The sequence below is a fragment of the Nitrobacter sp. CN101 genome, assembly GCF_055390255.1.
Genome location: NZ_AP038833.1, coordinates 1,253,948 through 1,279,262 on the forward strand (window position 1 = coordinate 1,253,948; position 25,315 = coordinate 1,279,262).

The 25,315-nt window shown below is 61.2% G+C and carries 22 protein-coding genes; 9 read left to right on the plus strand and 13 right to left on the minus strand.

Annotation, left to right across the window (positions count from 1 at the left end):
* Window positions 1-107 precede the first annotated feature (107 nt).
* Both queE and ACZ5IL_RS06105 read right to left on the minus strand, forming a co-directional pair.
* Entirely contained in the window at window positions 108-740 is a 633-nt protein-coding gene (gene queE / locus ACZ5IL_RS06100) for a 7-carboxy-7-deazaguanine synthase (RefSeq protein WP_464595773.1), read from the minus strand.
* Window positions 737-1,207 carry a tRNA (cytidine(34)-2'-O)-methyltransferase gene (locus ACZ5IL_RS06105; RefSeq protein ID WP_464595775.1) on the minus strand — a complete coding sequence of 157 codons (471 nt, stop codon included), beginning with the start codon at window positions 1,205-1,207 and terminating at the stop codon, window positions 737-739. The genes queE and ACZ5IL_RS06105 overlap by 4 nt, the downstream gene beginning before the upstream one ends.
* A 190-nt stretch (window positions 1,208-1,397) precedes the next feature.
* On the opposite strand from ACZ5IL_RS06105, the gene petA reads away from it, so the two are divergent.
* Both petA and ACZ5IL_RS06115 read left to right on the plus strand, forming a co-directional pair.
* On the plus strand, window positions 1,398-1,925 hold the full coding sequence (gene petA, locus ACZ5IL_RS06110) for a ubiquinol-cytochrome c reductase iron-sulfur subunit (RefSeq protein ID WP_079447625.1): 528 nt from the start codon (window positions 1,398-1,400) through the stop codon (window positions 1,923-1,925).
* A gap of 51 nt (window positions 1,926-1,976) precedes the next feature.
* Window positions 1,977-4,037: a cytochrome c1 gene (locus tag ACZ5IL_RS06115; RefSeq protein WP_464595776.1), complete on the plus strand. Its 2,061-nt coding sequence runs from the start codon at window positions 1,977-1,979 to the stop codon at window positions 4,035-4,037.
* Between the two features lie 101 nt (window positions 4,038-4,138).
* Here ACZ5IL_RS06115 and ACZ5IL_RS06120 read toward each other — a convergent pair whose 3' ends face one another.
* Window positions 4,139-4,636 (minus strand): YbhB/YbcL family Raf kinase inhibitor-like protein, encoded by a 498-nt coding sequence (locus tag ACZ5IL_RS06120; RefSeq protein ID WP_464595778.1) that lies wholly within the window; start codon window positions 4,634-4,636, stop codon window positions 4,139-4,141.
* Between the two features lie 312 nt (window positions 4,637-4,948).
* Here ACZ5IL_RS06120 and ACZ5IL_RS06125 point away from each other — a divergent pair, with 312 nt between their 5' ends.
* Entirely contained in the window at window positions 4,949-7,120 is a 2,172-nt protein-coding gene (locus tag ACZ5IL_RS06125) for an anthranilate synthase component I (RefSeq protein ID WP_464595780.1), read from the plus strand.
* A 159-nt stretch (window positions 7,121-7,279) separates the two neighbouring features.
* A complete protein-coding gene (locus tag ACZ5IL_RS06130) occupies window positions 7,280-7,819 on the plus strand; it encodes an adenine phosphoribosyltransferase (RefSeq protein ID WP_464595781.1) in 540 nt (179 codons plus the stop codon).
* A gap of 23 nt (window positions 7,820-7,842) precedes the next feature.
* Here the strand turns inward: ACZ5IL_RS06130 and ACZ5IL_RS06135 are convergent, their stop codons facing one another.
* The 4 genes from ACZ5IL_RS06135 to ACZ5IL_RS06150 form a co-directional block, all read right to left on the minus strand.
* Entirely contained in the window at window positions 7,843-8,508 is a 666-nt protein-coding gene (locus tag ACZ5IL_RS06135; RefSeq protein WP_464595783.1) for a hypothetical protein, read from the minus strand.
* A gap of 112 nt (window positions 8,509-8,620) precedes the next feature.
* Window positions 8,621-9,379: a P-loop NTPase family protein gene (locus tag ACZ5IL_RS06140; RefSeq protein ID WP_464595784.1), complete on the minus strand. Its 759-nt coding sequence runs from the start codon at window positions 9,377-9,379 to the stop codon at window positions 8,621-8,623.
* A gap of 320 nt (window positions 9,380-9,699) precedes the next feature.
* Entirely contained in the window at window positions 9,700-10,830 is a 1,131-nt protein-coding gene (locus ACZ5IL_RS06145) for a M48 family metallopeptidase (protein WP_464595785.1), read from the minus strand.
* Window positions 10,831-11,040: 210 nt separating this feature from the next.
* On the minus strand, window positions 11,041-11,601 hold the full coding sequence (locus ACZ5IL_RS06150; protein WP_464595787.1) for a LemA family protein: 561 nt from the start codon (window positions 11,599-11,601) through the stop codon (window positions 11,041-11,043).
* Between the two features lie 264 nt (window positions 11,602-11,865).
* Between ACZ5IL_RS06150 and ACZ5IL_RS06155 the strand changes: the two genes are divergently transcribed.
* Window positions 11,866-12,219, plus strand: coding sequence for a YbaN family protein (locus ACZ5IL_RS06155; protein WP_464596845.1), 354 nt, complete (start codon window positions 11,866-11,868; stop codon window positions 12,217-12,219).
* An 11-nt stretch (window positions 12,220-12,230) separates the two neighbouring features.
* Here ACZ5IL_RS06155 and ACZ5IL_RS06160 read toward each other — a convergent pair whose 3' ends face one another.
* The 4 genes from ACZ5IL_RS06160 to ACZ5IL_RS06175 all read right to left on the minus strand — a co-directional run bounded on the left by ACZ5IL_RS06160 (window position 12,231) and on the right by ACZ5IL_RS06175 (window position 18,375).
* Window positions 12,231-13,274, minus strand: coding sequence for a small ribosomal subunit Rsm22 family protein (locus ACZ5IL_RS06160; RefSeq protein WP_464595788.1), 1,044 nt, complete (start codon window positions 13,272-13,274; stop codon window positions 12,231-12,233).
* A 42-nt stretch (window positions 13,275-13,316) separates the two neighbouring features.
* A complete protein-coding gene (smc, locus tag ACZ5IL_RS06165) occupies window positions 13,317-16,823 on the minus strand; it encodes a chromosome segregation protein SMC (protein ID WP_464595790.1) in 3,507 nt (1,168 codons plus the stop codon).
* A gap of 305 nt (window positions 16,824-17,128) precedes the next feature.
* On the minus strand, window positions 17,129-17,791 hold the full coding sequence (locus ACZ5IL_RS06170; RefSeq protein ID WP_464595791.1) for a DsbA family protein: 663 nt from the start codon (window positions 17,789-17,791) through the stop codon (window positions 17,129-17,131).
* Window positions 17,792-17,895: 104 nt separating this feature from the next.
* Window positions 17,896-18,375, minus strand: coding sequence for a DUF721 domain-containing protein (locus ACZ5IL_RS06175; RefSeq protein WP_464595792.1), 480 nt, complete (start codon window positions 18,373-18,375; stop codon window positions 17,896-17,898).
* A gap of 169 nt (window positions 18,376-18,544) precedes the next feature.
* Between ACZ5IL_RS06175 and mutY the strand changes: the two genes are divergently transcribed.
* Window positions 18,545-19,744 carry an A/G-specific adenine glycosylase gene (gene mutY, locus ACZ5IL_RS06180; RefSeq protein ID WP_464595794.1) on the plus strand — a complete coding sequence of 400 codons (1,200 nt, stop codon included), beginning with the start codon at window positions 18,545-18,547 and terminating at the stop codon, window positions 19,742-19,744.
* Between the two features lie 34 nt (window positions 19,745-19,778).
* On the opposite strand, the gene ACZ5IL_RS06185 is transcribed toward mutY, so the two are convergent.
* A complete protein-coding gene (locus ACZ5IL_RS06185; protein WP_464595795.1) occupies window positions 19,779-20,465 on the minus strand; it encodes a glutathione S-transferase family protein in 687 nt (228 codons plus the stop codon).
* 153 nt (window positions 20,466-20,618) lie between these two features.
* Window positions 20,619-21,749, minus strand: coding sequence for a DNA methyltransferase (locus ACZ5IL_RS06190; RefSeq protein ID WP_464595796.1), 1,131 nt, complete (start codon window positions 21,747-21,749; stop codon window positions 20,619-20,621).
* A 540-nt stretch (window positions 21,750-22,289) separates the two neighbouring features.
* On the opposite strand from ACZ5IL_RS06190, the gene ypfJ reads away from it, so the two are divergent.
* The 3 genes from ypfJ to ACZ5IL_RS06205 all read left to right on the plus strand — a co-directional run bounded on the left by ypfJ (window position 22,290) and on the right by ACZ5IL_RS06205 (window position 25,195).
* Window positions 22,290-23,213 carry a KPN_02809 family neutral zinc metallopeptidase gene (ypfJ, locus tag ACZ5IL_RS06195; RefSeq protein WP_464595797.1) on the plus strand — a complete coding sequence of 308 codons (924 nt, stop codon included), beginning with the start codon at window positions 22,290-22,292 and terminating at the stop codon, window positions 23,211-23,213.
* 192 nt (window positions 23,214-23,405) lie between these two features.
* Window positions 23,406-23,969, plus strand: a complete 564-nt coding sequence (gene moaB / locus ACZ5IL_RS06200; RefSeq protein ID WP_464595798.1) for a molybdenum cofactor biosynthesis protein B — start codon at window positions 23,406-23,408, stop codon at window positions 23,967-23,969.
* Window positions 23,970-24,034: 65 nt separating this feature from the next.
* Window positions 24,035-25,195 (plus strand): PA0069 family radical SAM protein, encoded by a 1,161-nt coding sequence (locus ACZ5IL_RS06205; RefSeq protein ID WP_464595799.1) that lies wholly within the window; start codon window positions 24,035-24,037, stop codon window positions 25,193-25,195.
* The last annotated feature ends 120 nt before the right edge of the window (window positions 25,196-25,315 follow it).

Consider the following 25,315-nt stretch of genomic DNA (forward strand, 5'->3'; position numbering starts at 1 on the left):
CTCTCATCCAAGTTTGCTCCGCCGGGCGCGATCCTTCAGTCCATCCGTTTTCGACGTGGATGGGCGGCCTGCAACGAACGCATTTATTCATTCTGTTAGGGATTCATCTACCTTATTCCGATCGTCTTGTGTGTCTGCAAGCTGAGCCGCCACTGCGGATGCCGCAGACAATAGTCGATGGCGCGCACCGTGTTGTCTGCCACATCCGGCCCATCCATCGGCTGCAAAGAAAACCGTTCGAAGGTGAGATCCTTGAAATCCTCGGGCCGGATATTGGTTTGTGGATAGACGAGCTTGAGTTCGTGCCCCTTGGTGACCAGCAAAACGGCGCCGGCCTTGGGGCTGACGCACAGCCAGTCGATGCCGTCGGGCGGCGCGATGGTGCCGTTGGTCTCGATTCCGATTTCGAAGCCGCGGGCGTGCAGCGCATCGACGAATGCCTTGTCAACCTGCAACAGCGGCTCGCCTCCGGTCAACACGGTGTAGCGATGGGCGGCCAGTCCGATCCATTGCGCGGCAATGGTTTCCGCCAGCGCATCAGCAGTATCGTAGCGGCCGCCTAGCGTTCCGTCGGTGCCCACAAAATCAGTGTCGCAAAACCGGCAGGTGGCCGACGCGCGGTCTTTTTCGCGGCCGCTCCAAAGGTTGCAGCCAGAGAAGCGACAGAATACCGCAGCCCTGCCGGCATGAGCACCTTCGCCCTGCAGCGTCAGAAAAATCTCCTTAACCGCGTAACTCACGAAGACCTTCCCGTTACGGCCGACCTCGTCTGCCGCAAGGCCTCGCCCACTGCCATAGCCGCCGCCATGGCGACGTTCAGCGAGCGCAGGCCGGGCCTGACCGGTATTACCAGGGTTGCATCCGCGGCCGCCGCAACAGCATCCGGAACCCCGGCGCTCTCACGTCCAAATAGCAAGATATCTGTATCGGCAAAGCGATGGTCCAGATAGGGGCGTGCACCCTTGGTCGTAAATAACACCAACCGGCCGCCGTCTTCGGCGCGCCATTGATTGAATTTTGGCCATGAATCGTGGCGCACAATGGTGACCTCGTCGAGGTAGTCCATGCCCGCACGACGGAAATGCCGGTCCGAGACCGGAAACCCGGCCGGTTCGATGATATGGGCTTCGACGTTGAGGCACGCACACAGACGGAGAATTGTCCCGGTGTTCTGCGGTATATCAGGTTGGAAGAGCGCGACCCGCATGAGCTCAATGCTTTCCGAGATGGCTTCGTGGCTATGGGCGGATTTGTGCACTGCACGAGTGACGGATAGCGCACTTGCGCTGATCCGGCGAGGGTGCCAATAAAACGGCCGCTCGAAAGACGTATCTCGCCTGGGAGTGGGGTACACCAATAGCAACAAGACGGGCAGCGGATAAGAAAGGGTTGAAATCGTGACGACATCGTCTTCGGCAGGACAAAGCCGCCGTGATTTCCTTTTCGTAGCAACCGGCGCCGTCGCCGCCGTCGGCGCGGCGGCCGTCGCCTGGCCGCTAGTGGCCCAACTTAACCCGGATGCGTCTACGGTCGCCGCCGGCGCCCCCATCGAGGTCGATCTCGCTCCGATCGCCGATGGGCAAGACATCAAGGTGTTCTGGCGCGGCAAGCCGATCTACATCATGCACCGCACCAAGAAACAGATCGAGGAAGCCCGCGACGTCAATGTCGCGAGCCTGCCTGATCCGCAGCCGGATTCCGCGCGCGTCAAGGAAGGCCATGACCAGTGGCTCGTCGTAATCGGCATCTGCACCCATCTCGGCTGCATTCCGATTGCGCATGAAGGGAACTACGACGGATTTTTCTGCCCGTGCCATGGTTCGCAGTACGATTCCTCAGGCCGTATCCGCCAGGGGCCGGCGCCGCTCAATCTTGCCATTCCGCCTTACGCCTTTATTTCCGACAGCAAGATCAAGATCGGATAAGGCCGAAAAGCCCCGAACCGAACGCGTCGCTTCATTCTTCAGGATCGCATCATGAGCGGACCATCCAGCTTCCAGCCGCAAAATTCCGTCCTCAAGTGGATCGAGCGGCGTTTGCCGATCTTCGGCCTCGTCCATTCCTCGTTCGTCGCCTATCCGACGCCGCGCAACCTGAACTACTGGTGGACGTTCGGCGGCATCCTCTCGTTCATGCTCGGGGTGCAGATCATCACCGGCGTCATCCTGGCGATGCACTATACGCCGCACGCCGACCTCGCTTTTAACTCGGTCGAAGCCATTGTGCGCGATGTCGACTACGGCTGGCTGCTGCGTTACCTTCATTCGAACGGCGCCTCGATGTTCTTCATCGCCGTTTATATTCACATGCTTCGCGGTCTGTATTACGGCTCCTACAAAGAACCGCGCGAGATCCTCTGGATCCTCGGCGTCATCATCTACCTCCTGATGATGGCGACCGGCTTCATGGGCTACGTGCTGCCGTGGGGCCAGATGAGCTTCTGGGGCGCGACCGTCATTACCAATCTATTTTCCGCCATTCCCTATTTCGGCGAAAGCATCGTGACGCTGCTATGGGGCGGCTACTCGGTCGGTAATCCGACGCTGAACCGCTTTTTCTCGCTGCACTACCTCCTGCCTTTCGTGATTGCCGGGGTGGTCGTGCTGCACGTCTGGGCGCTGCACGTCGCCGGTCAGAACAATCCGGCCGGGGTCGAGCCCAAGACCGCGAAGGATACGGTGCCGTTTACGCCTTACGCGACCATCAAGGACGGGTTCGGTCTTTCCTGCTTTATCCTGTTCTACTGCTGGTTCATCTTCTACATCCCGAATTATCTCGGCGATCCAGACAACTACATCCCGGCCAACCCGGGCGTGACGCCCGCGCATATCGTGCCGGAATGGTACTATCTGCCGTTCTACGCGATCCTGCGCTCGATCCCGAACAAGCTCGCAGGCGTGGTGGCGATGTTCAGCGCTATCCTGATCCTGGCCTTCCTGCCCTGGCTCGATTCCGCCAAAACCCGCTCGGTGCGTTATCGCCCTCTCGCCAAGCAGTTTTTCTGGATCTTCGTTGGTGTTTGTCTCGGCCTTGGTTATCTGGGCGCGAAGCCGCCGGAAGGCGTCTACGTCGTTGCCGGACGTATCCTTACGGTGTGCTATTTCGCTTATTTCCTGATCGTGCTGCCGATCCTGAGCCGTATCGAGAAGCCGCGAACTGTACCCAATTCGATCGCCGATGACGTGCTGGGAAAGAAAAAAGTCGTGGCTTCGGCCTTGGCGGTGTTCGGCGCTGTCGGGCTGCTGGCGCTGGATAGCGGCTCGAAGGTGAGGGCGGCCGACCATGGCTCGACTCCGCCGTCGTTGAGCTGGTCGTTCGCTGGCCCATTTGGAAAATTCGACCAAGGCCAGTTGCAGCGCGGCTACAAGGTCTACAAGGAAGTCTGCTCGGCCTGCCACTCCATGAATCTCGTGCACTATCGTAACCTGACGGACCCGGGCGGTCCGGGCTTCTCTGTTGCCCAGGCCGAGGCGCTGGCCTCCGAAATCAAGGTGAAGGACGGCCCCAACGATGCCGGCGACATGTTCGAGCGGCCAGGCCGGGTCGCCGACAAATTTCCGTCGCCGTTTCCCAATGAGAACGCCGCTCGCGCAGCCAATGGCGGCGCGGCTCCGCCCGATCTTTCCCTGATGGCCAAGGCGCGCGGCTATGAACGCGGCTTTCCTCAGTTCATCTTCGATGCCTTCACGCAGTTTCAGGAAAAAGGCCCGAACTATATCCATGCCATCCTGACCGGTTTCGAGGATAGCCCGCCGGAAGGGTTCACGATGCCGGAAGGGTCGACTTACAATAAGTACTTCCCCGGTCATGCTATGAAGATGCCGAACCCGCTGGCGGACGATCAGGTCACCTATGACGACGGGACGCCGCAGAAGGTCGATCAGTATGCGAAGGACGTGTCCGCTTTTCTGATGTGGGCCGCCGAGCCGAAGCTCGAGGAGCGCAAGCGGATCGGGTTTCAGGTCATGATTTTCATGGTCATCCTTGCCGGGCTGCTCTATTTCACCAAGAAGGCGGTCTGGGCCGACGCGCATTGAATGACGCGCAGACTCTTCGCATCAAAAAGGCTCCCTCGCGGGAGCCTTTTTGAGTTGATGCCGATGCAGGCGACGGCGGGACATTAAACGTTTGTATCGTCTCAGCGCTTGAACAGACCCATCACCGCCGATTTCGCCAGTGTGTTGAAATGAAGCTGGAAACCGATTACCGCCGCTGATGTGTCGGCATTGGCGTTGATGTTGCCTCCGACCGCGTACACGGTGAAGAAATAGCGATGCGGATGATCGCCTTCAGGGGGGCAAGGGCCGCCGTAACCGGCTGTGCCGAAATCGGTGCGGGTCTGTAGCGCGCCATTGGGAAGCTTGCCGCTCCCGGGATTGCCGGCGTCGAGCACAAGCTCCGTCACCGAGGCCGGAATATTGATGACGACCCAATGCCAGAAGCCACTGCCGGTCGGCGCATCCGGATCAAAGCAGGTTACGACGAAGCTCTTCGTGCCTGCCGGCGCGCCGCTCCAGCGCAAGTGCGGTGATCGGTTGCCGCCCGCGCAGCCGAAACCGAAATCCGCCGACAGGATATGATCCTTGTCGAGGTAGTCGCCATCCTTGAAACTATTGCTCACGACTTTGAACGTCATGATGTTCTCCCGGTGTCGAGTCAGGTCAATCTAGCGCGCGTTGTTGGGGGCGCAACCGCCATGGCGGCGGAGCTGATCGCGGCAATGCGGTCCGAGTCCGGCCGTGAACGCTCTTGACATCGCACCACCGGAATGATGATTTCGTGGCATGAATCCTGCCATCCGCCCGTTCCGTCTCTGGTGGGCCACCTTCTGAAGGTGGCCGGTGCGATTTTGCTTCAATTCTAATCGTCGAAGGCCGTCATGCAGAGCGACGGCCTTTTTTGTTTGTCCTGTGTGGCGCACTCTCCGCAAGTCTCGTAAGAGGACTGCATGAACAGGACCGTCTTTTCCCTCCCCGCGCAAAGCGAGTACCTGACCGCCGGCGGTCTCTCGATCAGCCGTTCGATCGAACACTTTACCGGCGGCAGCAGGCTCGACGACCTGATAGGTCTGCTCGACAGCCGTCGCGGCGTAGTGCTGTCGTCCGGTACGACGGTGCCGGGCCGTTATGAGAGTTTCGACCTTGGCTTTGCCGATCCGCCGCTCAAGATCGAAACCACGGGATTCAATTTTGTCATCGAAGCCACCAATGTTCGCGGCGAGGTGCTGATCGCTTTCCTTGGTGAAACCCTGAGCGTACCCTGTGCGGTCGTCACCGAAAAAACTGCCTGCCGGATCGCTGGCCATATTGTGCGCGGCGATGCTCCGGTGGAGGAAGATCAACGCACCCGGCGCGCAAGCGTGATGTCGCTGGTGCGGGCGCTGGTGGCGGCTTTCGCGTCGACGGCAGATCCCATGCTCGGGCTGTACGGCGCGTTCGCCTATGACCTCGTGTTCCAGATGGAAGATCTGGTGCAGAAACGCGAGCGTGAAGGCGATCAGCGCGACATCGTGCTATTTATCCCGGACCGCCTGCTCGCTTATGATCGCGCCACCGGCCGCGGCGTCGTACTGTCCTACGATTTCGCATGGAAGGGCCGCTCCACCGAAAAGCACCCGCACGATACGCCTGACAGCGTTTATGCGAAAACACCGCGCCAGGGTTTTACCGATCACGCCCCGGGTGAATATCAGGCCACGGTGGAAACCGCGCGCGCCGCGTTTGCGCGTGGCGACCTGTTCGAGGCGGTGCCCGGACAGTTGTTCGCCGAACCCTGCGAGCGCTCACCGGCCGAAGTGTTTCAGCGGCTGTGCCGGATCAATCCGTCGCCCTATGGCGGGTTGGTCAACCTCGGAGACGGCGAGTTTCTAGTCTCTGCCTCGCCGGAAATGTTCGTGCGCAGCGACGGTCGCCGCATCGAGACCTGCCCGATTTCCGGGACCATCGCGCGCGGCGCCGATGCCATCGGCGATGCCGAGCAGATCCGCGAGTTGCTCAACTCGGAGAAGGACGAGTTCGAGCTCAACATGTGCACCGACGTCGATCGCAACGACAAGGCGCGCATCTGCATGCCGGGAACGATCAAGGTGCTCGCGCGCCGCCAGATCGAGACCTATTCAAAGCTGTTTCATACTGTCGATCATGTCGAAGGCATTTTGCGGCCTGGCTTCGATGCGCTCGATGGGTTCCTCACCCACGCATGGGCGGTGACAGTGACGGGCGCGCCGAAGAAGTGGGCGATCCAGTTCGTTGAGGACAACGAACGCTCGCCGCGGCGCTGGTACGCCGGCGCATTCGGTGTCGTCGGCTTCGATGGCTCGATCAACACCGGCCTGACCATCCGCACCATCCGCATGAAAGACGGCCTCGCGGAAGTGCGCGTCGGCGCGACCTGCTTGTTCGACAGCAAGCCGGAACTTGAAGACCGCGAGTGCCATACCAAAGCCGCGGCGCTGTTCCAGGCGCTACGCGGCGACGCGCCAAAGTCGCTTTCGGCGGTGGCGCCGGACGCAACCGGCTCCGGAAAACGCGTGTTGCTGATCGACCATGACGACAGTTTCGTACACATGCTGGCGGATTACTTCCGGCAGGTCGGCGCGCGCGTCAGCGTCGTGCGCTATGTCCACGCGCAGGATATGCTCGACAAGCAAAGCTATGACCTGCTGGTACTGTCGCCCGGACCTGGTCGTCCTGAGGATTTCGGCATGGCCCGAACCATCGGCACGGCGCTAGAGAAGAACCTGCCGGTGTTCGGCGTCTGTCTTGGCTTGCAGGGGATTGGTGAATATTTTGGCGGCCGTCTCGGCCAGCTGGCGCAGCCGGCGCATGGGAGACCATCGCGCGTGCAGAGTCGTGGCGGACGGCTGATGTGCAACCTGCCAAATGAGATCGTGATCGGCCGCTATCATTCGCTCTATGTCGAGCGCGATGGCATGCCCGACGTGCTGGAGGTGACGGCGAGCACCGACGACGGGGTGCCGATGGCGATCGAGCACAAATCGCTACCGGTGGGCGGCGTGCAATTCCATCCCGAATCGCTGATGTCGCTTGGCGGCGAGGTCGGCTTGCGGATCGTGGAGAACGCGTTCCGGATGGGGAGGGCGCGAAGCGCAACGACGTGAAAGAGCCTCATGCGCGGGCTTGACCCCTGCAACCGTGATCCTCAAAAGGATGGATTGCCGGATCATAGGCGAGCGAAGCGCCGCCGTTCTTCGAACGGCTATGCTCGGCAATGACGAAGGCAAAGCGCCGCTCCAAATTTGTTCTCCGAAAGAGATTCGATGACCTTCGAAGATGACTTGCAGGCCTCCGTCCGCACCATTCCGAATTACCCCAAGCCAGGGGTCATGTTTCGGGACATCACCACGCTTCTCGGCGACGCACGCGCGTTCCGTCGCGCCGTCGATCAGCTCGTGCATCCGTGGGCCGGCTCGAAGATCGACAAGGTCGCCGGCATCGAGGCACGGGGCTTTATCCTCGGTGGCGCGGTGGCGCATCAGGTGTCCGCAGGCTTTGTGCCGATCCGCAAGAAGGGCAAGCTGCCGCACCAGACCGTACGCATGGCCTATACGCTTGAATACGGCACGGACGAAATGGAAATGCACGTCGACGCCATCGCCAGGGGCGAGCGCGTCATTTTGGTGGATGATCTGATCGCCACCGGCGGCACAGCCGAGGGCGCGGTGAAGCTGTTGCGCCAGATCGGCGCTGACGTCGTGGCGGCCTGCTTCATCATCGATCTGCCGGATCTCGGCGGCGCGGCCAAGCTACGCGCGATGGATGTCCCCGTGCGGACGCTGATGGCGTTCGGCGGACATTGAACTCAGCGAACGCAATGAATCGCTCACCGCTGTTGCGACAGTTGCCGTTCGATCTCACGAAGGCTGGAATAGTTGCAGCGGATCCACTGGTGCAGCTCGGTTGAAGAATCCGTCTCCGTTTGCAGATATTCGGTGAACGAGAAGGTCAGCCGTTCGATGTAGGTCGTGAGAAACGGAGGAAGCGCTGCGATGCGCATCACCCAATTCTGCATGAACGTTTCGGGCAGTTTTCCGCGCAGAACGAACTCATTATCGACCGTCACGATGGCGTTGTACGGTAGCGTTGCCCGCAGTGTCTGGTAGCCGCGCGCGGAAACACGGTCGCTGTCGGCGATGAACAGCACAACTGGCGTCACCCCGCTCCGCGCAGATTCCTTGACGAAGCCGATTTCCTCGATCATCCCGAAGAATTCGTCGAAGGAGGGGTAACCGAGGTCGACGACCTTGGCGAGACCGTCATTGACGATCAACTGGTCCATCAGCGCCATCTTGCCAAACATATCGTCGATCTCCGCGGTCTCCGTGAGACGCGGCAGATAGTCGACCAGAGACGTCTCCTTCAGGTTGACGTCAAAGGCGAGGACATCGCCCCGCTGCAAACGAAGAAATTCGCTGAGCTGCCGCGCGATCAGCGTCTTGCCGACCTGCGGACGTGGCGAACAGACAATGTAGACAGGAGTGCGAGGCATAGGAGCTACATCGGAGCGACGATCCCGATCTAGCAGGACGCCGACAAACTCTCCACCGACATTCTTGATGAGCCACTATCAACTGATAGGTTCCGGAATGACGGAAAATCAGTTACTTGTTCGATGCGCGGGAAGCGCTCTTCTCCTTTGAGGCGACAATGTCAGTGAGCTTGATGCGGTCGTATTCGCTCCACACATTGGCGAGCCAGTGGCGAACATAGCCGCGCAAAACGAACGAGTAGTTCGCGGCTTCGTTCTTCGGTCCCTTATTGGCCACGAACCTGAGGAAGGGCACCGATGACACCTCGACCTGCTCGTACGCCATCTCGTTGAGCTTCGGGATGGTGATTTCGGTCGCATCCTTGATCTTGCGGAAGTAGGCGTTGTAGGTCGCCTGGTCCCACTCGAAGAAGCTCGTGTTGTTGATGAAGTTCTTCACCAGAAAATATTTTGCGCCGGACATGAATCTGGCAGTTTCCGCGATCTCATCCAGGGAGGCGATGGAGGGGCCAAGAATGTGGAATACCGCGAAGGTAATCTGCCCCGTTTTCGCCGCGTCGAGAAAACCGATGTCGCGAAGCGAGGCCAGAGCCGAAGACATGAGTCCGGCACGGACGTCAATCACGGTGACGCTAGCCTTGGCCGTGTTGAGCGTATCGAAGATCTTCATCTGATCTGCGGTCGACGTCATGTCGACGATCTCAGTGACATCTGGATGAAAACGCCTCAGCGTGCCACGAGGCGATTCTGTGTCGAAGGCTCTGGTCGGTAGGTTGTTGGCGCTGAAATAGTCGAGAATGGTGCGGGAAACGGTCGTTTTGCCGACGCCGCCTTTGTCCGCGCCAACCACAATCACTGCCGGCTTCGCCATGAGACCCCTTTGAGCAAGCTGAAATCGGCGACCGCGTATGGTCGCGCGCCCGGGCTGTCCCCCCAGTCGTTGCTTGGAGCGGGACCATGGCAGAAACGAGGGAGAATTCAATTCGATATGTCAAATCTGGCAAAATTCGTTGAGCCGTTGAGCATTCGTGGCGGCTATATTTGCGTTTTCGAGCGAAGTGGATACCGGTTCGCGTGGAGAAAACGCGTCAAATCAAAATCATAGAGCTATGCGTCTGATTTTATCAGACGAGGAAAGCGCGGAGCGTGCCTGCAAGCCGGAAACGGTCCTGGAATCGGCAAAGATAAAGATCAGGAGCGATGGCTCCAGGGGCCGGGAACGGGCGGCGTCGCGGCGTCCGGCGGCGCCGGATTGCTCCAAGGTCCCGGCGGAAGCTCGGGCAATTTCTGATCGGTCGCGGCGCGCTCGGTATCCAACCGCATCGGTCCGGGATCGTGGCCGCCGGCATATGTCACCAGCGCGCGCACCCGCGTTTCGATGGAAGGATGGGTGGCAAAAAGGTCGGCGAAACCTTGACGCGGATTGTCGACACACATTTCCATCACGGCCGAGGTTGCGCCCGGTAGTTCGCCACGGTTCTCGATCTTGCGCAACGCCGAGATCATGGCGTCGGGATCCTTGGTCAGTTCAACCGAGCCCGCGTCAGCCATCAGTTCGCGCGAGCGTGACAGTGCCATCCGTATCGCTTGCGACAAAAACCAGGAGAGCGCGATCAGCACCATCGCCAGGATCACGGCGATGACGGCGCCGCCGCCCTTGCTGTCGCCGCTGCGGGAGGAGGATGAGCGCGACGAGCCGCCGCCGATCCGCACGCCACTGTTGAAGAAGATGCGGAAGCACAATTCCGCGACGAAGCCGACCACGCCCGCGATGATGACAGCGACCACCATCAACTGAACGTCGCCGTTGCGGATGTGGGTCAGTTCGTGACCGAGCACCGCTTCCATCTCCCGATCGTTAAGCTGGTTCATCAGGCCGGTGGTGACGGTGATCGCATATTGACGGCGATTGAGGCCGGTAGCGAAAGCGTTGATCGCGTCGGTATCGATCACCTTCAGCTTCGGCATCGGGATGCCGCGCGAGATGCAAAGGTTTTCCAGCAAGTTGTAGAGCTGCGGCTGCTCCTTGCGGGTGACATCATGGCCACCGGTGACCGCATCGATGATCGATTGATGGAAGAAATAGGCGATCACGATCCACAGCGCTGAACCTGCTGTTGCCCAGGGGAGGGCGGCGATCAGGTCATGCCAGGCGATCGTGATGTAGAACGCCGCCGGGTAGTCTGCGCCGCGCCGAAACACCTCGGCAATCAGCGCGCCGGCGAACACCATCACATAAATCAGGACGAACAGCCCGGCGAGCAAGAACATCGAACGAATCTTGTTCGACGCGATGTGGGTGTAGAGACCGTAGGCTGCCATTAGGCGAATCCGTTTGCAGCGCTTGTCGCGCAGACGATCCGTTTCCTTCCCTCAGGTGGCAGTGGGTGAAGGACGGAGAGGGGGATGCAACAAAATCGGAAAGGGATCGAGCCAACGACAAGATCGATCTCGGTGACTGGATAGCCGTCTCCACCTCCGAAGAACGGAAAGAGGAGTCCGTTCTGCCCGCTTCGATCCATGGCAAAAGCCTCAGAATTTCACCTGAGGCGTCTGTTCTACGGTCGCGCGGTTGGCACCGAGATCAAAAAACTCCTTGTGCGTGAAGCCGAACGTGCTCGCGAACAACGCTGCCGGCAGTTGCTGGATAGCGGTGTTGTATTCCTGAACAGCGTTGTTGAAGAAACGACGGCTTGCGGCGACCTTATTTTCGATGTCGGACAGTTCGCCGGCAAGCTGTTGGAAATTGGCATTGGCCTTGAGATCCGGATAAGCCTCCGACAACGCGATGAGCCGGCCAAGCGCGCCGCTCAACTGGTTTTCGGCGGCGCCGACCTGCGCCGGCCCCTGCGCCGACATCGCGACGTTGCGAGCCTTGATGACGTCATCCAGTGTCCCGCGCTCATGCGTAGCATAGCCCTTCACGGTTTCGACAAGGTTCGGGATCAGGTCGTGACGCTGCTTGAGCTGCACATCGATGTCGGCGAAAGCCTGGCCGACGCGCTGGCTGAGTGCGACCAGTCGGTTATAGGCGACAAGCGCAAACACAGCGACGGCGACGATGACGCCGAGAACAATCAAGCCGGTCGACATGAGAAAAGCTCCTGATGAGAGGACGCGAACGCGGTCACCGTAGACGATATTCCGCGCGAACGGCAGGTTCCGCCGGGAGACGGCGTCCTTTGGTCGGTAAAACTCTTAGAAAAGTTCAAGTTGTCCGGTATTTTGTTCTGTGTGAAGCAGATGTAGGGTGTGGATGTGGTGGATCAGGACGACGAGCGCATGATCGTGGACGAGCAATCTTTTGGCGCTGGCGTGGCCAGTGCCGTCGATCCGCGCACCAGCACGTCGCGAATGATGCGCGGCATTTTTCTGGTGCTGGGTATCTGTTTCGTCGCGCTCGGCTTTATCGGTGCGTTCCTGCCGGTGCTGCCGACGACGCCGTTTCTGATTTTGGCTGCCGCCTGTTTCGCCCGTTCCTCGCCCCGGCTTGAAAACTGGCTGTTGCAGCACCCACGTTTTGGCTCGCTGCTGCGTGGCTGGCGCGAGCGCGGCGCGATCCCCGTAAAGGCCAAGCTGATGGCGCTGGGCGGCATGGCGATCGGCTTTGCGGGATTCTGGTTTGGTAGTCATCCCGGCCCTTGGCTCACGGCGGCGGTGGTACTTCTGATGCTGACCGGGCTGGCTTACGTCTTTACGCGGCCGTCCTAGTTTTCAAAAAATTAAGTCTCGATCAGGTTGACGGCGTCGCCCCAGCCGACCCGGCGCACACGGGAATAGCTGGCCTTGTCACGACGGGGAAATGTCGCGACGCCGGCGCTCCCATCGGGCCGACACAGCTTGATCCGCATTGCGGCCTTGGTGACCAGCGGTGGCGCTAGCACCCGTGCCGGACGTTGTCGGGCGGGCGTTCGGGCCAACGCGACATAGCTGAATTTTTCGTCCTCGAAAGGAAGCTCCACGCCCTTGATCTGCTTATGCGCGCGGGACCGCGGCAGCCGCTGCACGAAATGGCACCAGTCCGGCACAGCTTTTTGTTTTGATGCATTGTCTTCACGCGAAATGCCTGCCTCGCTTGACAACAACATGAGCGGACATTCGCCATCATGCGGGCAGGGGGCGATGACATGCGCGCCGCGCGCGACCAGCCTGCGTCGCAGATCGAGGATTCGCCGGTAGCCGGCAGGCGTGCCGGGTTCGACGACCAGTAGCGTGTCGCGCGTCGCCGCCCACATCAAATCCGCGAGCGCGGCTTGCCGATCGGCGCTGAGTTCGCCGATGACATAGCTCGCGAGCACAAGATCGGCGCTCTCGGCTGCATTGTGAAGCCCAGCTGACGCGTCGTGTTGCACATAGCTGAGGCCGTTCAGTCGCACCTCATCGGCAGCGAGGTCCAGTGCGAGCGAACGCAGCGCCGGATTGGCGTCGATCGCCGAGAATGCGTCGAGGGATTCGAACGCCTGCGCAGCGGCCCAGGTCGCCGTTCCGGGTCCGGCTCCGACATCGAGCAGGCTGATCGGTATGAACTGTGGACGTATCTCGCGAAGCGCATTGAGGCTGGCTACCACGGCCGCATAGGTCGCAGGCATCCGCGCCAGCGCATAGGCTAGTGCGTCAGTTTCGTCTCGGATCGTGCTTGAACCGCCACCGCTCCGATACGTTTGCGATATCGCGGCCGCGCGAGCTGCGGCATCGCTGCGGGTCAGGCCCTGCGCTTTCCGCTGTAAGGCAGCCTTCAGTTCGGCAGGAAGATCGGGCGGGATCATGGCGGTCTTTGTTCCTTCTCCCGCGACGGGAGAAGGAAGAGGTCACGCGACGTGCTGGTCGAGAATTTTCACCGCGTTTTCGAGATCGACCGACACCAGTTGCGAGACGCCACGCTCGGCCATGGTGACGCCGAACAGCCTGTTCATCCGCGCCATGGTGATCGGATTGTGGGTGATGATGATGAAGCGCGTCTCCGTGGATGACGTCATCTCGTGCAGGAGATTGCAGAACCGTTCGACGTTGTGGTCGTCGAGCGGCGCGTCGACTTCGTCCAGCACACAGATCGGCGACGGATTGGTGAGGAACACTGCGAAGATCAGCGCCAGTGCTGTCAGCGCCTGTTCGCCGCCCGAGAGCAGCGACAACGTCTGCGGCTTCTTGCCCGGCGGCTTGGCGATGATCTCAAGGCCGGCTTCCAGCGGATCGTCGCTCTCGATCAGATGCAGTGCCGCCTCGCCGCCGCCGAACAGATCGGTGAACAGCCGCTTGAAATGGGTGTTGACGGTCTCGAACGAGGTCAGAAGCCGCTCCCGCGCCTCGCGGTTGAGGCTCTGGATGCCGGTGCGCAGCTTCTTGATGGCCTCGACGAGGTCGTCGCGCTCGGTGGCGAGCGAGGTATGCTGGGTTTCGACCTCGCGCAATTCCTCCTCGGCGCGCAAGTTGACAGCGCCGAGACGGTCGCGGTCGCGGCGCAGCTTTTCGAGATCCGCCTCGATCTCCGGCAGCGGCGGCAGGTCGACGCCGGACTGAATTTCGGCCAGTGAAGCCACCGCGTCGGGTTCGACCTCGAGCATGTCGCGGATTTCGCGTTCGGTATCTTCGAGCCGCCGCTTGCTTCCGTCCATCCGCTCTTCGGCGCGTGCCGTAGCCTCGCGCGCGCTTGACAGCGACTCAAGCGAGATTTTCGCGGCACGGTCGGTCTCTGCCATCACGGCTTCGGCGGCGGCGAGGGTATCGGCCGCGTCGCGGCGATCCTTTTGGGCGTGCTCGATCTCGCTGATGATTGCACTACGCTTTTCTGCAAACAGCGCAGGCGCGTTGTCGAGATCCGCGCGCTCGGCTCTGACCTCGGTCACGCGCGCTTCGATGGTCGCGATCTGCGAAGCCGCGCTTTGCTTACGGGTTTGCCATTCGTTACGTTCCGCCGATATCGCCTGCAGGCGGCGATCCGCGAGTTCGGCTTCGCGTGCGAGCGCTTGCGCCTCGGCGCGCACTTGCGCGGCGGCTCGCCGATGGCCGTCGATTTCTGTCCGTACCTCGCCGAGTTTGGTCTCGGTGTCGAGGCTCGGCGGCAATTCTCCGAGTGCGGCGGTCGCGGCTTCATGAGCGGCGGCGGCCTCAAGGCGATCGTTGGTCAGGCGGCTGTGGGCTTCGGTCAGCGCCGAGCGGCGCGCCGCGTGGCGATTGATCTCGCGCTCGGCACTTGCATGACGTTCGCGCGTGGCATCGACCTCGCGCTGTGCCGCGCGCCAGGCATTACGCGCCTCGCTCTCGGCCGACGCGGCGGCGGTGACGGCCTGGCTTGCTGTGGCGACGGCCTGCTGCGCCGTTTCCAGCGCCAGCCGCCGTTCGGAGACCTCGGTGCGTGCGCGCTCAATCTCGCTCTCGATATCGGCGAGCCGCGTGCGCTCGGCGAGGCGGCGCGCCGCGCCGGTCGGTGCATGGGCCGCGGTCACGAAGCCGTCCCAGCGCCAGACGTCGCCTTCGAGCGAGACCAGCCGCTGGCCGGTCTTCAGATGGGCAACCAGTTCCGCACCACGCTCTTTGGCGACGATGCCGATTTGCTTGAGACGCCGGGCCAATTCGGGCGGCGCCTGCACATGGGCTGCAAGCGATTCCACGCCTTCGGGTAGCGCTGGATCGTCCGCCGTGACGGCCACCCCGGTCCAGCGCATCGGCGCGGACTGATCCACCGGTGCGTCGAGGTCGTCACCGAGCACGGCGCCGATCGCCTTCTCGTAGCCTTTGTCGACATTGATGCCGTCGATGATCGGCGGCCACAGGTTTTTGCTTTCGCCGTTGAGAATCTTGGCGATGGTTTTGGCTTCGGTCTCGAGCCGCTGCGCGCGCTTGTCCGCGTCCTGCAGCGGTCCGCGCGCCGCTTCGACGCCGGAGCGGGCGGCCTCGAGCTGGCTGCGTGCGGCGGTATGTTCGGCCTCGCGCTCGCGGCTCAGGTTTTCCGATTGCGCCAGCGCTTCCTGCGCGCACTGGATCGCCGCGGTGAGGGCATCGAGATCGCCGAACCCGCTGGTCTGCTGCGCCAGCGCTTCGGTTTCGCGCTGCACGTCCGTGATCTGCTGATCGACGCGAGCGAGGCGATCGCGATGGGTCCGCACGTTCGATTCAAGCTGGGTGCGCCTGGCGGTGAGGTCGGCCAGTACCCGTGTCAAATCAGCAAACGTGGCCTCGGCCGCAGCAAGCGTCGTTTCCGCCTGTGCCGCCCGTTCGTCGACGCCGCTGCGCGTCTCGACACGCGATTTGATTTCGTCCTTCAGCTCGGTGTCCTCGACATCGAGCCGCTGCAAGGCGGCGTCGGCGTCGGATGACTGTCGCTGCTCGCGCTCGACATCGGAAGCAAACTGTATCAGCCGCCGATCGAGTTCGGCGACGCGCGCCTTCGCGCGTTCCTCTTCGCGGTCCAGCGTCTCGCGCGCGCTGGTAAGGCGCTGCAGACCGGCGGCGGCGCGGGCTTCCGCCTCGCGTAGCGCCGGAAGTTCGGCCGCGCGTTCCGCCTGGAGGCGGGCGGCTTCGGCCTGCTCGCGGGTGCGTTCGGCCAACTCGCGGACATTGAGGTCGTGGGTTCTGGCGGCTTCCGTCACCTCGGCCTGAGCTTCGAGCCAGCGCAGGTGGAACAGCATCGCTTCCGCCTTGCGCACTTTCGCGGCGACGTCCCGATAACGGATCGCCTGCCGCGCCTGCTTCTTGAGCCCCTCCATCTGGCCGGCGAGTTGGCCAATCACATCCTCGACGCGCGTGAGGTTGGTTTCGGCGGCCTTCAGCCGCAACTCGGCCTCGTGACGGCGAGCATGCAGGCCGGCCACGCCGGCGGCGTCTTCCAGAACGCGGCGGCGCTGTTCGGGTTTAGCCTGGATGATCTCGCCGATCTTGCCCTGGTGCACCAGTGCCGGAGAGCGCGCGCCTGTGGCTGCGTCGGCAAACAGAATCTGCACGTCGCGGGCGCGCACGTCCTTACCGTTGATACGGTAGACCGAGCCGGCCTCGCGCTCGATCCGGCGCGAAATCTCTAGCGCTTCGGAATCGTTGAGGGCGGAGGGCGCAGAGTGATCCGAATTGTCGATCGACATCACCACCTCGGCGTGGTTACGCGCCGGACGGTTGCCGCTGCCTGCGAAGATCACCGCGTCCATGTCGGCGGCGCGCAGCGATTTGTACGAGGTCTCGCCCATGGCCCAGCGCAGCGCCTCGACCAGATTGGACTTGCCGCAACCGTTCGGCCCGACCACGCCAGTGAGACCTGGCTCGATCACGAAATCGGTGGGTTCAACGAACGACTTGAAGCCGTGAAGGCGAAGGCGCGTGAGTTTCATGGACACTCTACTGTGCTTGCAAGACGCGAATCACCCCACAGCCACAATACCACACGTACTGTCAGCAGCCCTGAGTCGCGCGCCTCGCGAGGTTCGACAATGGCGATAGCGACGTACCAGAGCAACCGCGCAGACAAGCTTTTCCAAAGGCTTTTGCAGGGGTTATAGCGTTTTCGAGCGAAGCGGATATCAGTTCGCGTGAAGAAAACGCGTCAGATCAAACCATAAAGTTCCGCTTCTGATTCCCCGGAAGTGGAAAGACTCTGGAACCTCAGCCGGTGTCCGCCAACGTTTGTTTGCTACCCTCAGTTTTTCAACAAGGGATCGATCTTCTTCTGGAAGTCCTCGAATGCGATCTCGCCCTTCACCATGTCGCCGTTGATGAAGAACGTCGGTGTCGAATTCACCTTCAAAACCTCATTGGCGTATTTCTGGTCGGCCGCGATCTTGTCGAGCAAGGCCTGATCCTTCAGGCAGCTTTCAACCTCATCTCCCGTAAGTCCGGTCTGCTTGCCGATCAGTTTCAGCGATTCCGTGGTATTTGATCCGGTCCATGCGTCCTGCGACTTGAACAGCGTGTCGATCACGGCGAAATATTTTCCCGCATCGTCCTTGGCGATGCAGCGGGCCAGCATCGCGCCGGCGGCGGCCTTGATGTCGAGCGGAAACTCGCGGAACACATAGCGAATCTTGTTGGTGTCGATGTAGTCCACCTTGATCTTCGGAAATACGTCTTCCGCGAACCGCGAGCAATGCGGACACGTCATCGAGGCATATTCGGTGATGGTGACGACGGCGTCCTTGGGGCCGAGCGCCATGTCCGGCAGCGAAACGGGTTTGGCCACGTCCGTGGCGGTGGCGCTCTGGGCCATGGCCTCGCCGATCAGGCGCAATGGCGAAAGACCTACGAAGGCGGCGAGTCCGCCCAATGCGAGGGCGGCATTAACGGCGCGGCGCGTAATGATCAACGGTCTTCTCCCGAAAACGGCGCAAGCGCCCTGACGACAATTGTTCGCTAGCTTGAAACCAGAATTGTGGCAATGGCGCGCTGTCGGTGTGCTCCACCATCGCGTCAATTCCGCTTGATCGAGGCGCCGAGTCGCGCCAGCGCCGTACGCAGATCGTTGTCCTCGATCGAGGACAGCGTTTCCGCCACCTGTGCCACGTCCGTCGCGTCGGGCAGCCGTGAGGCATACCGCACGGAGTTGCGCGACAAAGGGGCCTGGCGCAAGGCCAGCCGGCCGACCGCGTTCCAGCCGAAGAACCGATTGACCCTTTGCAGAATGACATCGGAGGAATGCTGGATTTCCAGTGCGACAGGACCTTCGACCCGCAATACCAGCGTCGCCGGTTCCTGCTTCTGCCCCTCGATCGGACGAGGCCACTGGATCTTCATCGGTTCGGAATGCGCGGCGATCTCGGGGCCGGCGATTTCCGCCCAGCGGGTCACCAGTTCGCGTGAGGCGAATCCCTGCCGCGCATAGGCATCGGAGAAGACATCACCGAGCAATGCCGACAACGGCTTGGCTGAGATTGGGCCGGGCTTGGACATCACCGCTTTTATAGCATGTCGGTTCTCATTTGGGATGCGGTTGAAAAATATGCCGTCATGGCTAGGCTTGTTCCAGCCTTCCACGTACGGAACGAATAAAGACGTGGATGTCCGCGACAGGCGCGGGCATGACGGTAAGAGAATTTCGTCGAACGCCTCGAGTCGGTAAATGGCGCTATCCGTGGAAAACAACGAGCGAAGGGAAGCTCCTGCGCCAGCGGGCCGTCCCACGCGGCTGCTGGCCTGGTACGACCGCAACCGCCGCCGGCTGCCGTGGCGCGCGCTGCCCGGCGAGACTATCGATCCCTATCGGATCTGGCTGTCCGAGATCATGCTGCAGCAGACGACCGTGAAGGCGGTCGGGCCTTACTTCGAAAAGTTTCTGGCGCGCTGGCCGGACGTTGAGGCGATGGCGCGCGCGTCGCTCGACGATATCTTACGGATGTGGGCCGGGCTCGGTTACTATTCGCGCGCGCGCAATCTTCATGCCTGCGCTGTTGCGGTGCTGCGCGATCACGGCGGCCGGTTTCCCGATACGGAAGAGGACTTACGGGCGCTGCCGGGGATCGGTCCCTATACCGCGGCGGCGATCGCCGCCATCGCCTTCAATCGCCGCACCATGCCGGTCGACGGCAATATCGAACGGGTCGTGACACGGCTGTTCGCTGTGGACGAGCCGTTGCCGAAGGCGAAGCGGCGCATTCAAACGCTTGCCGCGACGTTGCTCGGACCCTCGCGAGTCGGGCGCGACGGCAACAGCCGCGCTGGTCGCGACGTGAAAACACGCGCTGGGGATATCGCGCAGGCGCTGATGGATCTTGGCGCCGCCATTTGCACGCCGAAGAAGCCTGCCTGCGTGCTGTGTCCGCTGAACGATGATTGTGCCGCACGAGCTCGCGGCGATCAGGAGACCTTCCCTCGCAAGATACCGAAGAAGGCGGGCGAGTTGCGGCGCGGCGCGGCCTTCGTTGTGAGGCGTGGCAACGACGTGCTGGTCCGCACGCGGCCGGCAAAAGGCCTGCTTGGCGGCATGACCGAAGTTCCGACATCGACGTGGCTCGCCGCGCAGGATGATGTGGCTGCTCTGAAGCAGGCGCCATGCCTTGAAAGCGCTCCGCGCTGGCAGCGCAAGGCTGGCACGGTCACGCATGTTTTTACGCATTTTCCGCTGGAGCTTGCGGTTTATACCGCAACCGTTACCGCGCGAACCGCGATGCCTGACGGCATGCGCTGGGTGCCGATCGCGCGACTGAAAGATGAGGCGTTGCCCAATCTGATGCGCAAGGTCATTGCGCATGGCCTGGGTGAGGATAAGGAATTCAGTGTCGCTGCAAAGCGCCGCAAGCAACAAAAAGACCCTCCTGCGTGAGCCGAAGGGTCTTTATTCCTCATGAAGCGACGGATCAGGCCACCTTCGTCTTCATGTGGCGATACAGGAAGCCCAAAGCGTCCTCATCGTTTTCGGTCTTGAAGGTAAACTTGTCCTTCAGCACGCTCGCTCTGGCCGCGGCCGGGCGCGCCGAGACCTCGTCGAGCAGCCGCTTGAAGTTCGGATATTTGGCGACGCTGCTCTCGCCGATAATGCGGGGCGCCATGCGCGCCCAGCCCCAGAACGCCATATCGACAATCGTATATGTGTTTCCGACCATGTAGCGGCTGCCCGCGAGATGATCGTCGAGAACCTTGTAGTGACGATGCGCCTCAAACAGGTAGCGGTTGACCGCATAGTCCATGCCCTTCGGCGCGTAGTCCTTAAAATGCACGGCCTGTCCGGAATACGGCCCGAGGCCGCTCGCGATGAACATCATCCACGACAGCAGTTGCGCGCGATTGGCCGGCGTGTTGTCCGGCATGAACTTGCCCGTCTTTTCGCCGAGGTAAAGAAGGATGGCATTGCTGTCGAATACGACCACGCCCTCGTCGTCGATGGCCGGTACTTTGCCGTTCGGATTCACTTTCAGGAATTCCGGCTTGAACTGGTCGCCCTTGCGGGTGTCGATCGGCACGAGTTCGAAAGGGAGACCGGCTTCTTCCAGAAATAGCGCAACCTTGTTGGGGTTCGGCGCGCCATTGAAATAGAACTTGAGCATCATAAGCCTCTTTGTTCTTGGCTTGAGTTGGGGACGCGGCTGGCTGTCCGCGAGCGGCCATTCCATGCTAGGATTTTTCGACCAAATGCAACCGAGGATTTGGCGCTTACCGCGCGGCTATCCGATGCGTGGACGGAACGCGTTCGGAACGCCTTAGCCTGCCGCCATCTGGTTGCGGATTTCGGCCCGTAGCTCGTCGATCAGCCGGAGACCTTTGCTGGTTTCGATGTGCCAGAAGGTCCAGCCGTTGCACGCGCCTGCGCCTTGCGCCATCGCTCCGATCCGATGAATCGAGCCGACCTTGTCACCGAGCATGATGGCCCCGTCGGCGCGTACCAGAGCGCCGTGGCGCTTCTTTGCATCGACGAGTTTCGCGCCGGGCGAGATCATGCCGCGCTCGATCAATTCGGAAAAAGCCACGCGCGGTGCCTCGCGCGCCGTCATAAAAGGAGCAAGGGTCGCTTCGGGAAGCGGTTCGATCGCCGCGATGCGTTTCTCGGCGGCGGCCGCGTAGGTTCGGTCGCGTTCGAAACCGATATAGTTGCGGCCGAGACGTCTGGCGACCGCGCCTGTGGTGCCGGTGCCGTTGAACGGATCGATGACGAGATCGCCAGGTTTCGACGACGAGAGCAGCACCCGCGCCAGCAGACCCTCGGGCTTCTGGGTCGGATGAACCTTGCGGCCGTCCTTGTCTTTCAATCGCTCGTTACCGGTGCACAGCGGAATCAGCCAATCCGAGCGCGCCTGCACATCCTCGTTGGCGGCTTTCAACGCCTCGTAGTTGAACGTGTAGCCTTTGGCGTTTTCATCGCGCGCAGCCCAGATCATGGTTTCATGGGCGTTGGTGAAGCGGCGGCCGCGGAAATTCGGCATCGGATTGGTCTTGCGCCAGACGATATCGTTCAGCACCCAGAAGCCGAGATCCTGCATGATCGCGCCGACGCGGAAGATGTTGTGATATGATCCGATCACCCAGATGGTGGCCGACGGTTTCATGGCGCGGCGGCATGCGAGCAACCAGGCGCGGGTGAAATCGTCGTAAGCAGCGAAAGACGAGAACTTGTCCCAGTCGTTGTTCACCGCATCGACATGCGATTCGTCGGGACGCTTGAGCTCGCCCTTGAGCTGCAGATTGTAGGGGGGGTCCGCAAATACCAGATCGACCGATCCGGATGGAAGCTTCGACATCTCGGCGACGCAGTCGCCAACGATGATGCGCGATGCGGGAGAGTCAAATTTGGTGCGGGGCGCCCTTGCAGACGCCCCGCGACGCGACACACCCATGACTCACATACTCTGACTCAGGCGACGCTGTCGGCGACGCGGGACCAAACAACCGACTGGCGCTACAGTGACTTGCCAAAGTAAAAATCGACTTAATTGTAGAGAGCTTTCGTTCGGCGAAATGCAAGTTTGGCAATGATGCGCAGGTTTCAAAAGCTGGTGCGCGCAACCATTATTTGGTCTGCCCGCGATGGCGGGTCGTGGTTTCATCGTCGGCGCTGATGGAAAGAATTTCGTTTGTGGTATTTTATAAGTTCGCCAAGTCCGTTTTTCTGAACTTGAACCACGCTTAAATTGTAGCACCATTGGTGCCCGCGTGGAATCCGAAGTCCGCCTCAGATTGTCGTCGCGAACTTCGGATTAGCGGTACTATCTTTTTGATTGGACGCGTTTTCTTCACGCGAACCGGATGCCACTTCGCTCGAAAACGCTATAGGCAATTCTTGCCGGGCAGGCTATTGAATAACGAGATCTATATTTGAGTTGGGCGCCGCCACTTGCGGCTAGGTTAGCGATCGATCGGACACGAGGACGGACCTCATGCGTGATGACGATTTTCGCCAGAGCGACAACATCGACGACCGTCGCGAGGATGGCGGATTCGGCGGCGGCGGCGGTGGATTTGGCCGACGTGGTGGCCTCGGCATCGGCACCATTATCATCCTCGGCCTGGTCGGCTATGCATTCGGCATCGATCCGCGCCTCCTCATCGGGGGGGCGGAGATCCTGACCGGTGGCGGCCAGTCGCCGAGCTATCAGACGGACGACCGCCCGTCACCGGGCAAGTCCGGTGCGCCGACCGACGATATGGGCAAGATGATCTCCGGCGTGTTGGGCGAGATCGACGATCGCTGGCACGAAATCTTTCAGGCCAGCGGGCAAAATTATTCCGGCCCCCGTATCGTGCTGTTCCGCAATGCCACAAATGGCGGTCGCTGCGGTATGGCGCAGTCCGCGATGGGACCGTTCTATTGCCCGCCGGACAAGCAGATCTTCCTCGACACCAATTTCTTCAAACAGGTGGAAACGCGCTTCCGTGGTTGCTCGGGCAGCGCCTGCAGGTTCACCGCTGCTTACATCATTGCGCACGAGGCCGGGCATCACATTCAGAACCTGCTCGGCATTCTCCCGAAGGTGACGCGATTGCAGCAGCAGGCCGGCAGCAAGGCAGAGGCGAACGAACTGCAGGTCAGAGTCGAACTTCAGGCGGATTGCCTTTCCGGCGTTTGGGTCAATCGTGAGGCGAAGAAGCGTCCGAACTTCCTCGAACCGGGCGATATCGACGCTGCGCTGACCACGGCAACGGCGATCGGCGACGATACGTTGCAGCGGCAGGCGACCGGCCATGTGGTGCCGGACTCGTTCACGCATGGTTCGGCGGCGCAGCGCAAGCGCTGGTTCATGATCGGCTACCAGCAGGGCAGCGTGCAAGCCTGCAACACCTTCGCGACGGACGATTTGTAATGGTGTTGGCAACGCTCGATTCCTTTTACCTCTCCCCGTTGTTACGGGGGGAGGTCGAACTTCTCGGCGGCGCAAATGCGCGCCTGAGCAGTTCGGGTGAGGGGATCTTTGCAACGTCGGCAGCCCCTCACCCTAACCCTCTTCCCGCGAGCGGGGAGAGGGAGCGCGCTGTGCCTTGATCACGGGACCGCCATGCCGTCCATCGATGAGACAAAGCCTTTCGTCCCCCTGAACATCGCGGTGCTGACCGTCTCTGACACGCGCTCGCTTGAAGAGGACAAGTCGGGTGCGACGCTGTCCGAACGGCTGACCGTCGCGGGTCACAAGCTCGGCGCGCGCGACATCGTCACCGACGACGTCGAGGCGATCCGCACCCTGATGAAAAGGTGGATCGCCGACCCGGGCATCGACGTCATCATTACCACCGGCGGCACCGGCTTCACGGGGCGGGACGTCACCCCGGAGGCGGTCGAGCCGCTATTCGACAAGCGGATGGACGGCTTCTCGATTGCTTTCCACATGCTGAGTCACGCCAAAATCGGCACCTCGACAATCCAGAGCCGCGCAACCGCCGGCACCGCAGGTTCCACCTTCATCTTCTGCTTGCCGGGATCCCCGGGTGCCTGCCGGGACGGCTGGGACGGCATCCTTGCGCACCAGCTTGATTACCGCACCCGTCCCTGCAATTTCGTCGAGATTATGCCGCGGTTGGATGAGCATCTTCGCCGGCCGAAGGCGAGGGGAGCGTCGGCCTGATAGCTTCCCGATTGGACAGAACATTATGTTCTTGATTTGTTCCGGTTGGGTGCTATGTTCTCATCATGAGCAGCGCTTCTCTCGCCCGCAGGAACCCGCCAGTCACGCCGCCCCCCGCACCGGCGTCCGCCTCGCCCTTTGCCGAGATTGAGGTCGCAATCGATCACGAGCGGCGGAGGGGGCGCGGCGCACAATCCAACCTCAGCGGTCGATACGAGACGGAGGCGCGAACGGCGTTCGACGATGGCTGGCAGAGCCTCGACGATCTGCCGCCGTTCAAAACCACGGTCGCTGTTGATGCCGCGCGGAAAGTCATCACCCGCAACGACTCGCCTGACATCAGTTTCGACCGCTCGATCAACCCTTATCGGGGTTGCGAGCACGGCTGCGTCTATTGTTTTGCAAGGCCGACCCACGCTTATCTTGGCCTGTCGCCGGGGTTGGATTTCGAATCGAAGCTGTTCGCGAAGCCGGACGCACCGGCATTGCTGGAGAAGGAACTGGCCGCGGAGGGCTACGAGCCGAAGATGATCGCGATCGGAACCAACACCGATCCCTATCAGCCGATCGAGCGTGACCGGAAAATCATGCGCGGCATTCTCGAAGTGCTCGAGCGCGCCTCGCATCCGGTCGGCATCGTCACGAAATCGGCGTTGGTGACACGCGACATCGATATCCTTGCGCGAATGGCGAAGCGCAATCTCGCCAAGGTGGCGATTTCCGTGACATCGCTCGATTCCCGGCTCGCGCGCTCGATGGAGCCGCGAGCATCGACGCCAATGAGGCGACTGGAAGCACTGCGCAAACTGTCGGAAGCAGGCATTCCGACCACGGTGATGGTGGCCCCCGTAATTCCGGCGTTGAATGACTGCGAGATCGAGCGGATTCTCGATGCTGCTACATATGCCGGCGTCAGGGAAGCCAACTATGTGCTGCTGCGCCTCCCGCTGGAAGTGCGCGATCTGTTCCGCGAATGGCTCATGGCGAACTATCCGGATCGCTACCGTCATGTGTTCACGCTGATCCGCGACATGCGCAATGGCCGCGATTACGATTCACAATGGGGTACACGGATGAAGGGCGCGGGACCGATCGCGTGGATGATCGGCCGCCGCTTCGAGATCGCTTGCGAGAAACTTGGGCTCAATAAGAAGCGCTCAAAGCTGACGACGGACCATTTCGCCAAGCCGAAATGCAGCAGCGGGCAGCAGTTGAGCCTGTTCTGAGCAGAGCTGAGGCCGTTGCGGGACGAGCAAACCGGTGGCCATTAGAAATACGCTTCAGGAGAGCGGGCATAAATCCGTTTCGGCATTGTCTCCGGGTTTCCCCACCCGCACTATCTCCGA

Coding starts and splice junctions, on each gene's coding strand:
- ACZ5IL_RS06105 (WP_464595775.1), bottom strand. CDS start 1,207: ATGCGGGTCGCGCTCTTCCAACCTGATATACCGCAGAACACCGGGACA.
- ACZ5IL_RS06115 (WP_464595776.1), top strand. CDS start 1,977: ATGAGCGGACCATCCAGCTTCCAGCCGCAAAATTCCGTCCTCAAGTGG.
- ACZ5IL_RS06120 (WP_464595778.1), bottom strand. CDS start 4,636: ATGACGTTCAAAGTCGTGAGCAATAGTTTCAAGGATGGCGACTACCTC.
- ACZ5IL_RS06125 (WP_464595780.1), top strand. CDS start 4,949: ATGAACAGGACCGTCTTTTCCCTCCCCGCGCAAAGCGAGTACCTGACC.
- ACZ5IL_RS06130 (WP_464595781.1), top strand. CDS start 7,280: ATGACCTTCGAAGATGACTTGCAGGCCTCCGTCCGCACCATTCCGAAT.
- ACZ5IL_RS06135 (WP_464595783.1), bottom strand. CDS start 8,508: ATGCCTCGCACTCCTGTCTACATTGTCTGTTCGCCACGTCCGCAGGTC.
- ACZ5IL_RS06140 (WP_464595784.1), bottom strand. CDS start 9,379: ATGGCGAAGCCGGCAGTGATTGTGGTTGGCGCGGACAAAGGCGGCGTC.
- ACZ5IL_RS06145 (WP_464595785.1), bottom strand. CDS start 10,830: ATGGCAGCCTACGGTCTCTACACCCACATCGCGTCGAACAAGATTCGT.
- ACZ5IL_RS06150 (WP_464595787.1), bottom strand. CDS start 11,601: ATGTCGACCGGCTTGATTGTTCTCGGCGTCATCGTCGCCGTCGCTGTG.
- ACZ5IL_RS06155 (WP_464596845.1), top strand. CDS start 11,866: ATGCGCGGCATTTTTCTGGTGCTGGGTATCTGTTTCGTCGCGCTCGGC.
- ACZ5IL_RS06160 (WP_464595788.1), bottom strand. CDS start 13,274: ATGATCCCGCCCGATCTTCCTGCCGAACTGAAGGCTGCCTTACAGCGG.
- smc (WP_464595790.1), bottom strand. CDS start 16,823: ATGAAACTCACGCGCCTTCGCCTTCACGGCTTCAAGTCGTTCGTTGAA.
- ACZ5IL_RS06175 (WP_464595792.1), bottom strand. CDS start 18,375: ATGTCCAAGCCCGGCCCAATCTCAGCCAAGCCGTTGTCGGCATTGCTC.
- mutY (WP_464595794.1), top strand. CDS start 18,545: ATGGCGCTATCCGTGGAAAACAACGAGCGAAGGGAAGCTCCTGCGCCA.
- ACZ5IL_RS06185 (WP_464595795.1), bottom strand. CDS start 20,465: ATGCTCAAGTTCTATTTCAATGGCGCGCCGAACCCCAACAAGGTTGCG.
- ACZ5IL_RS06190 (WP_464595796.1), bottom strand. CDS start 21,749: ATGGGTGTGTCGCGTCGCGGGGCGTCTGCAAGGGCGCCCCGCACCAAA.
- ypfJ (WP_464595797.1), top strand. CDS start 22,290: ATGCGTGATGACGATTTTCGCCAGAGCGACAACATCGACGACCGTCGC.
- moaB (WP_464595798.1), top strand. CDS start 23,406: ATGCCGTCCATCGATGAGACAAAGCCTTTCGTCCCCCTGAACATCGCG.
- ACZ5IL_RS06205 (WP_464595799.1), top strand. CDS start 24,035: ATGAGCAGCGCTTCTCTCGCCCGCAGGAACCCGCCAGTCACGCCGCCC.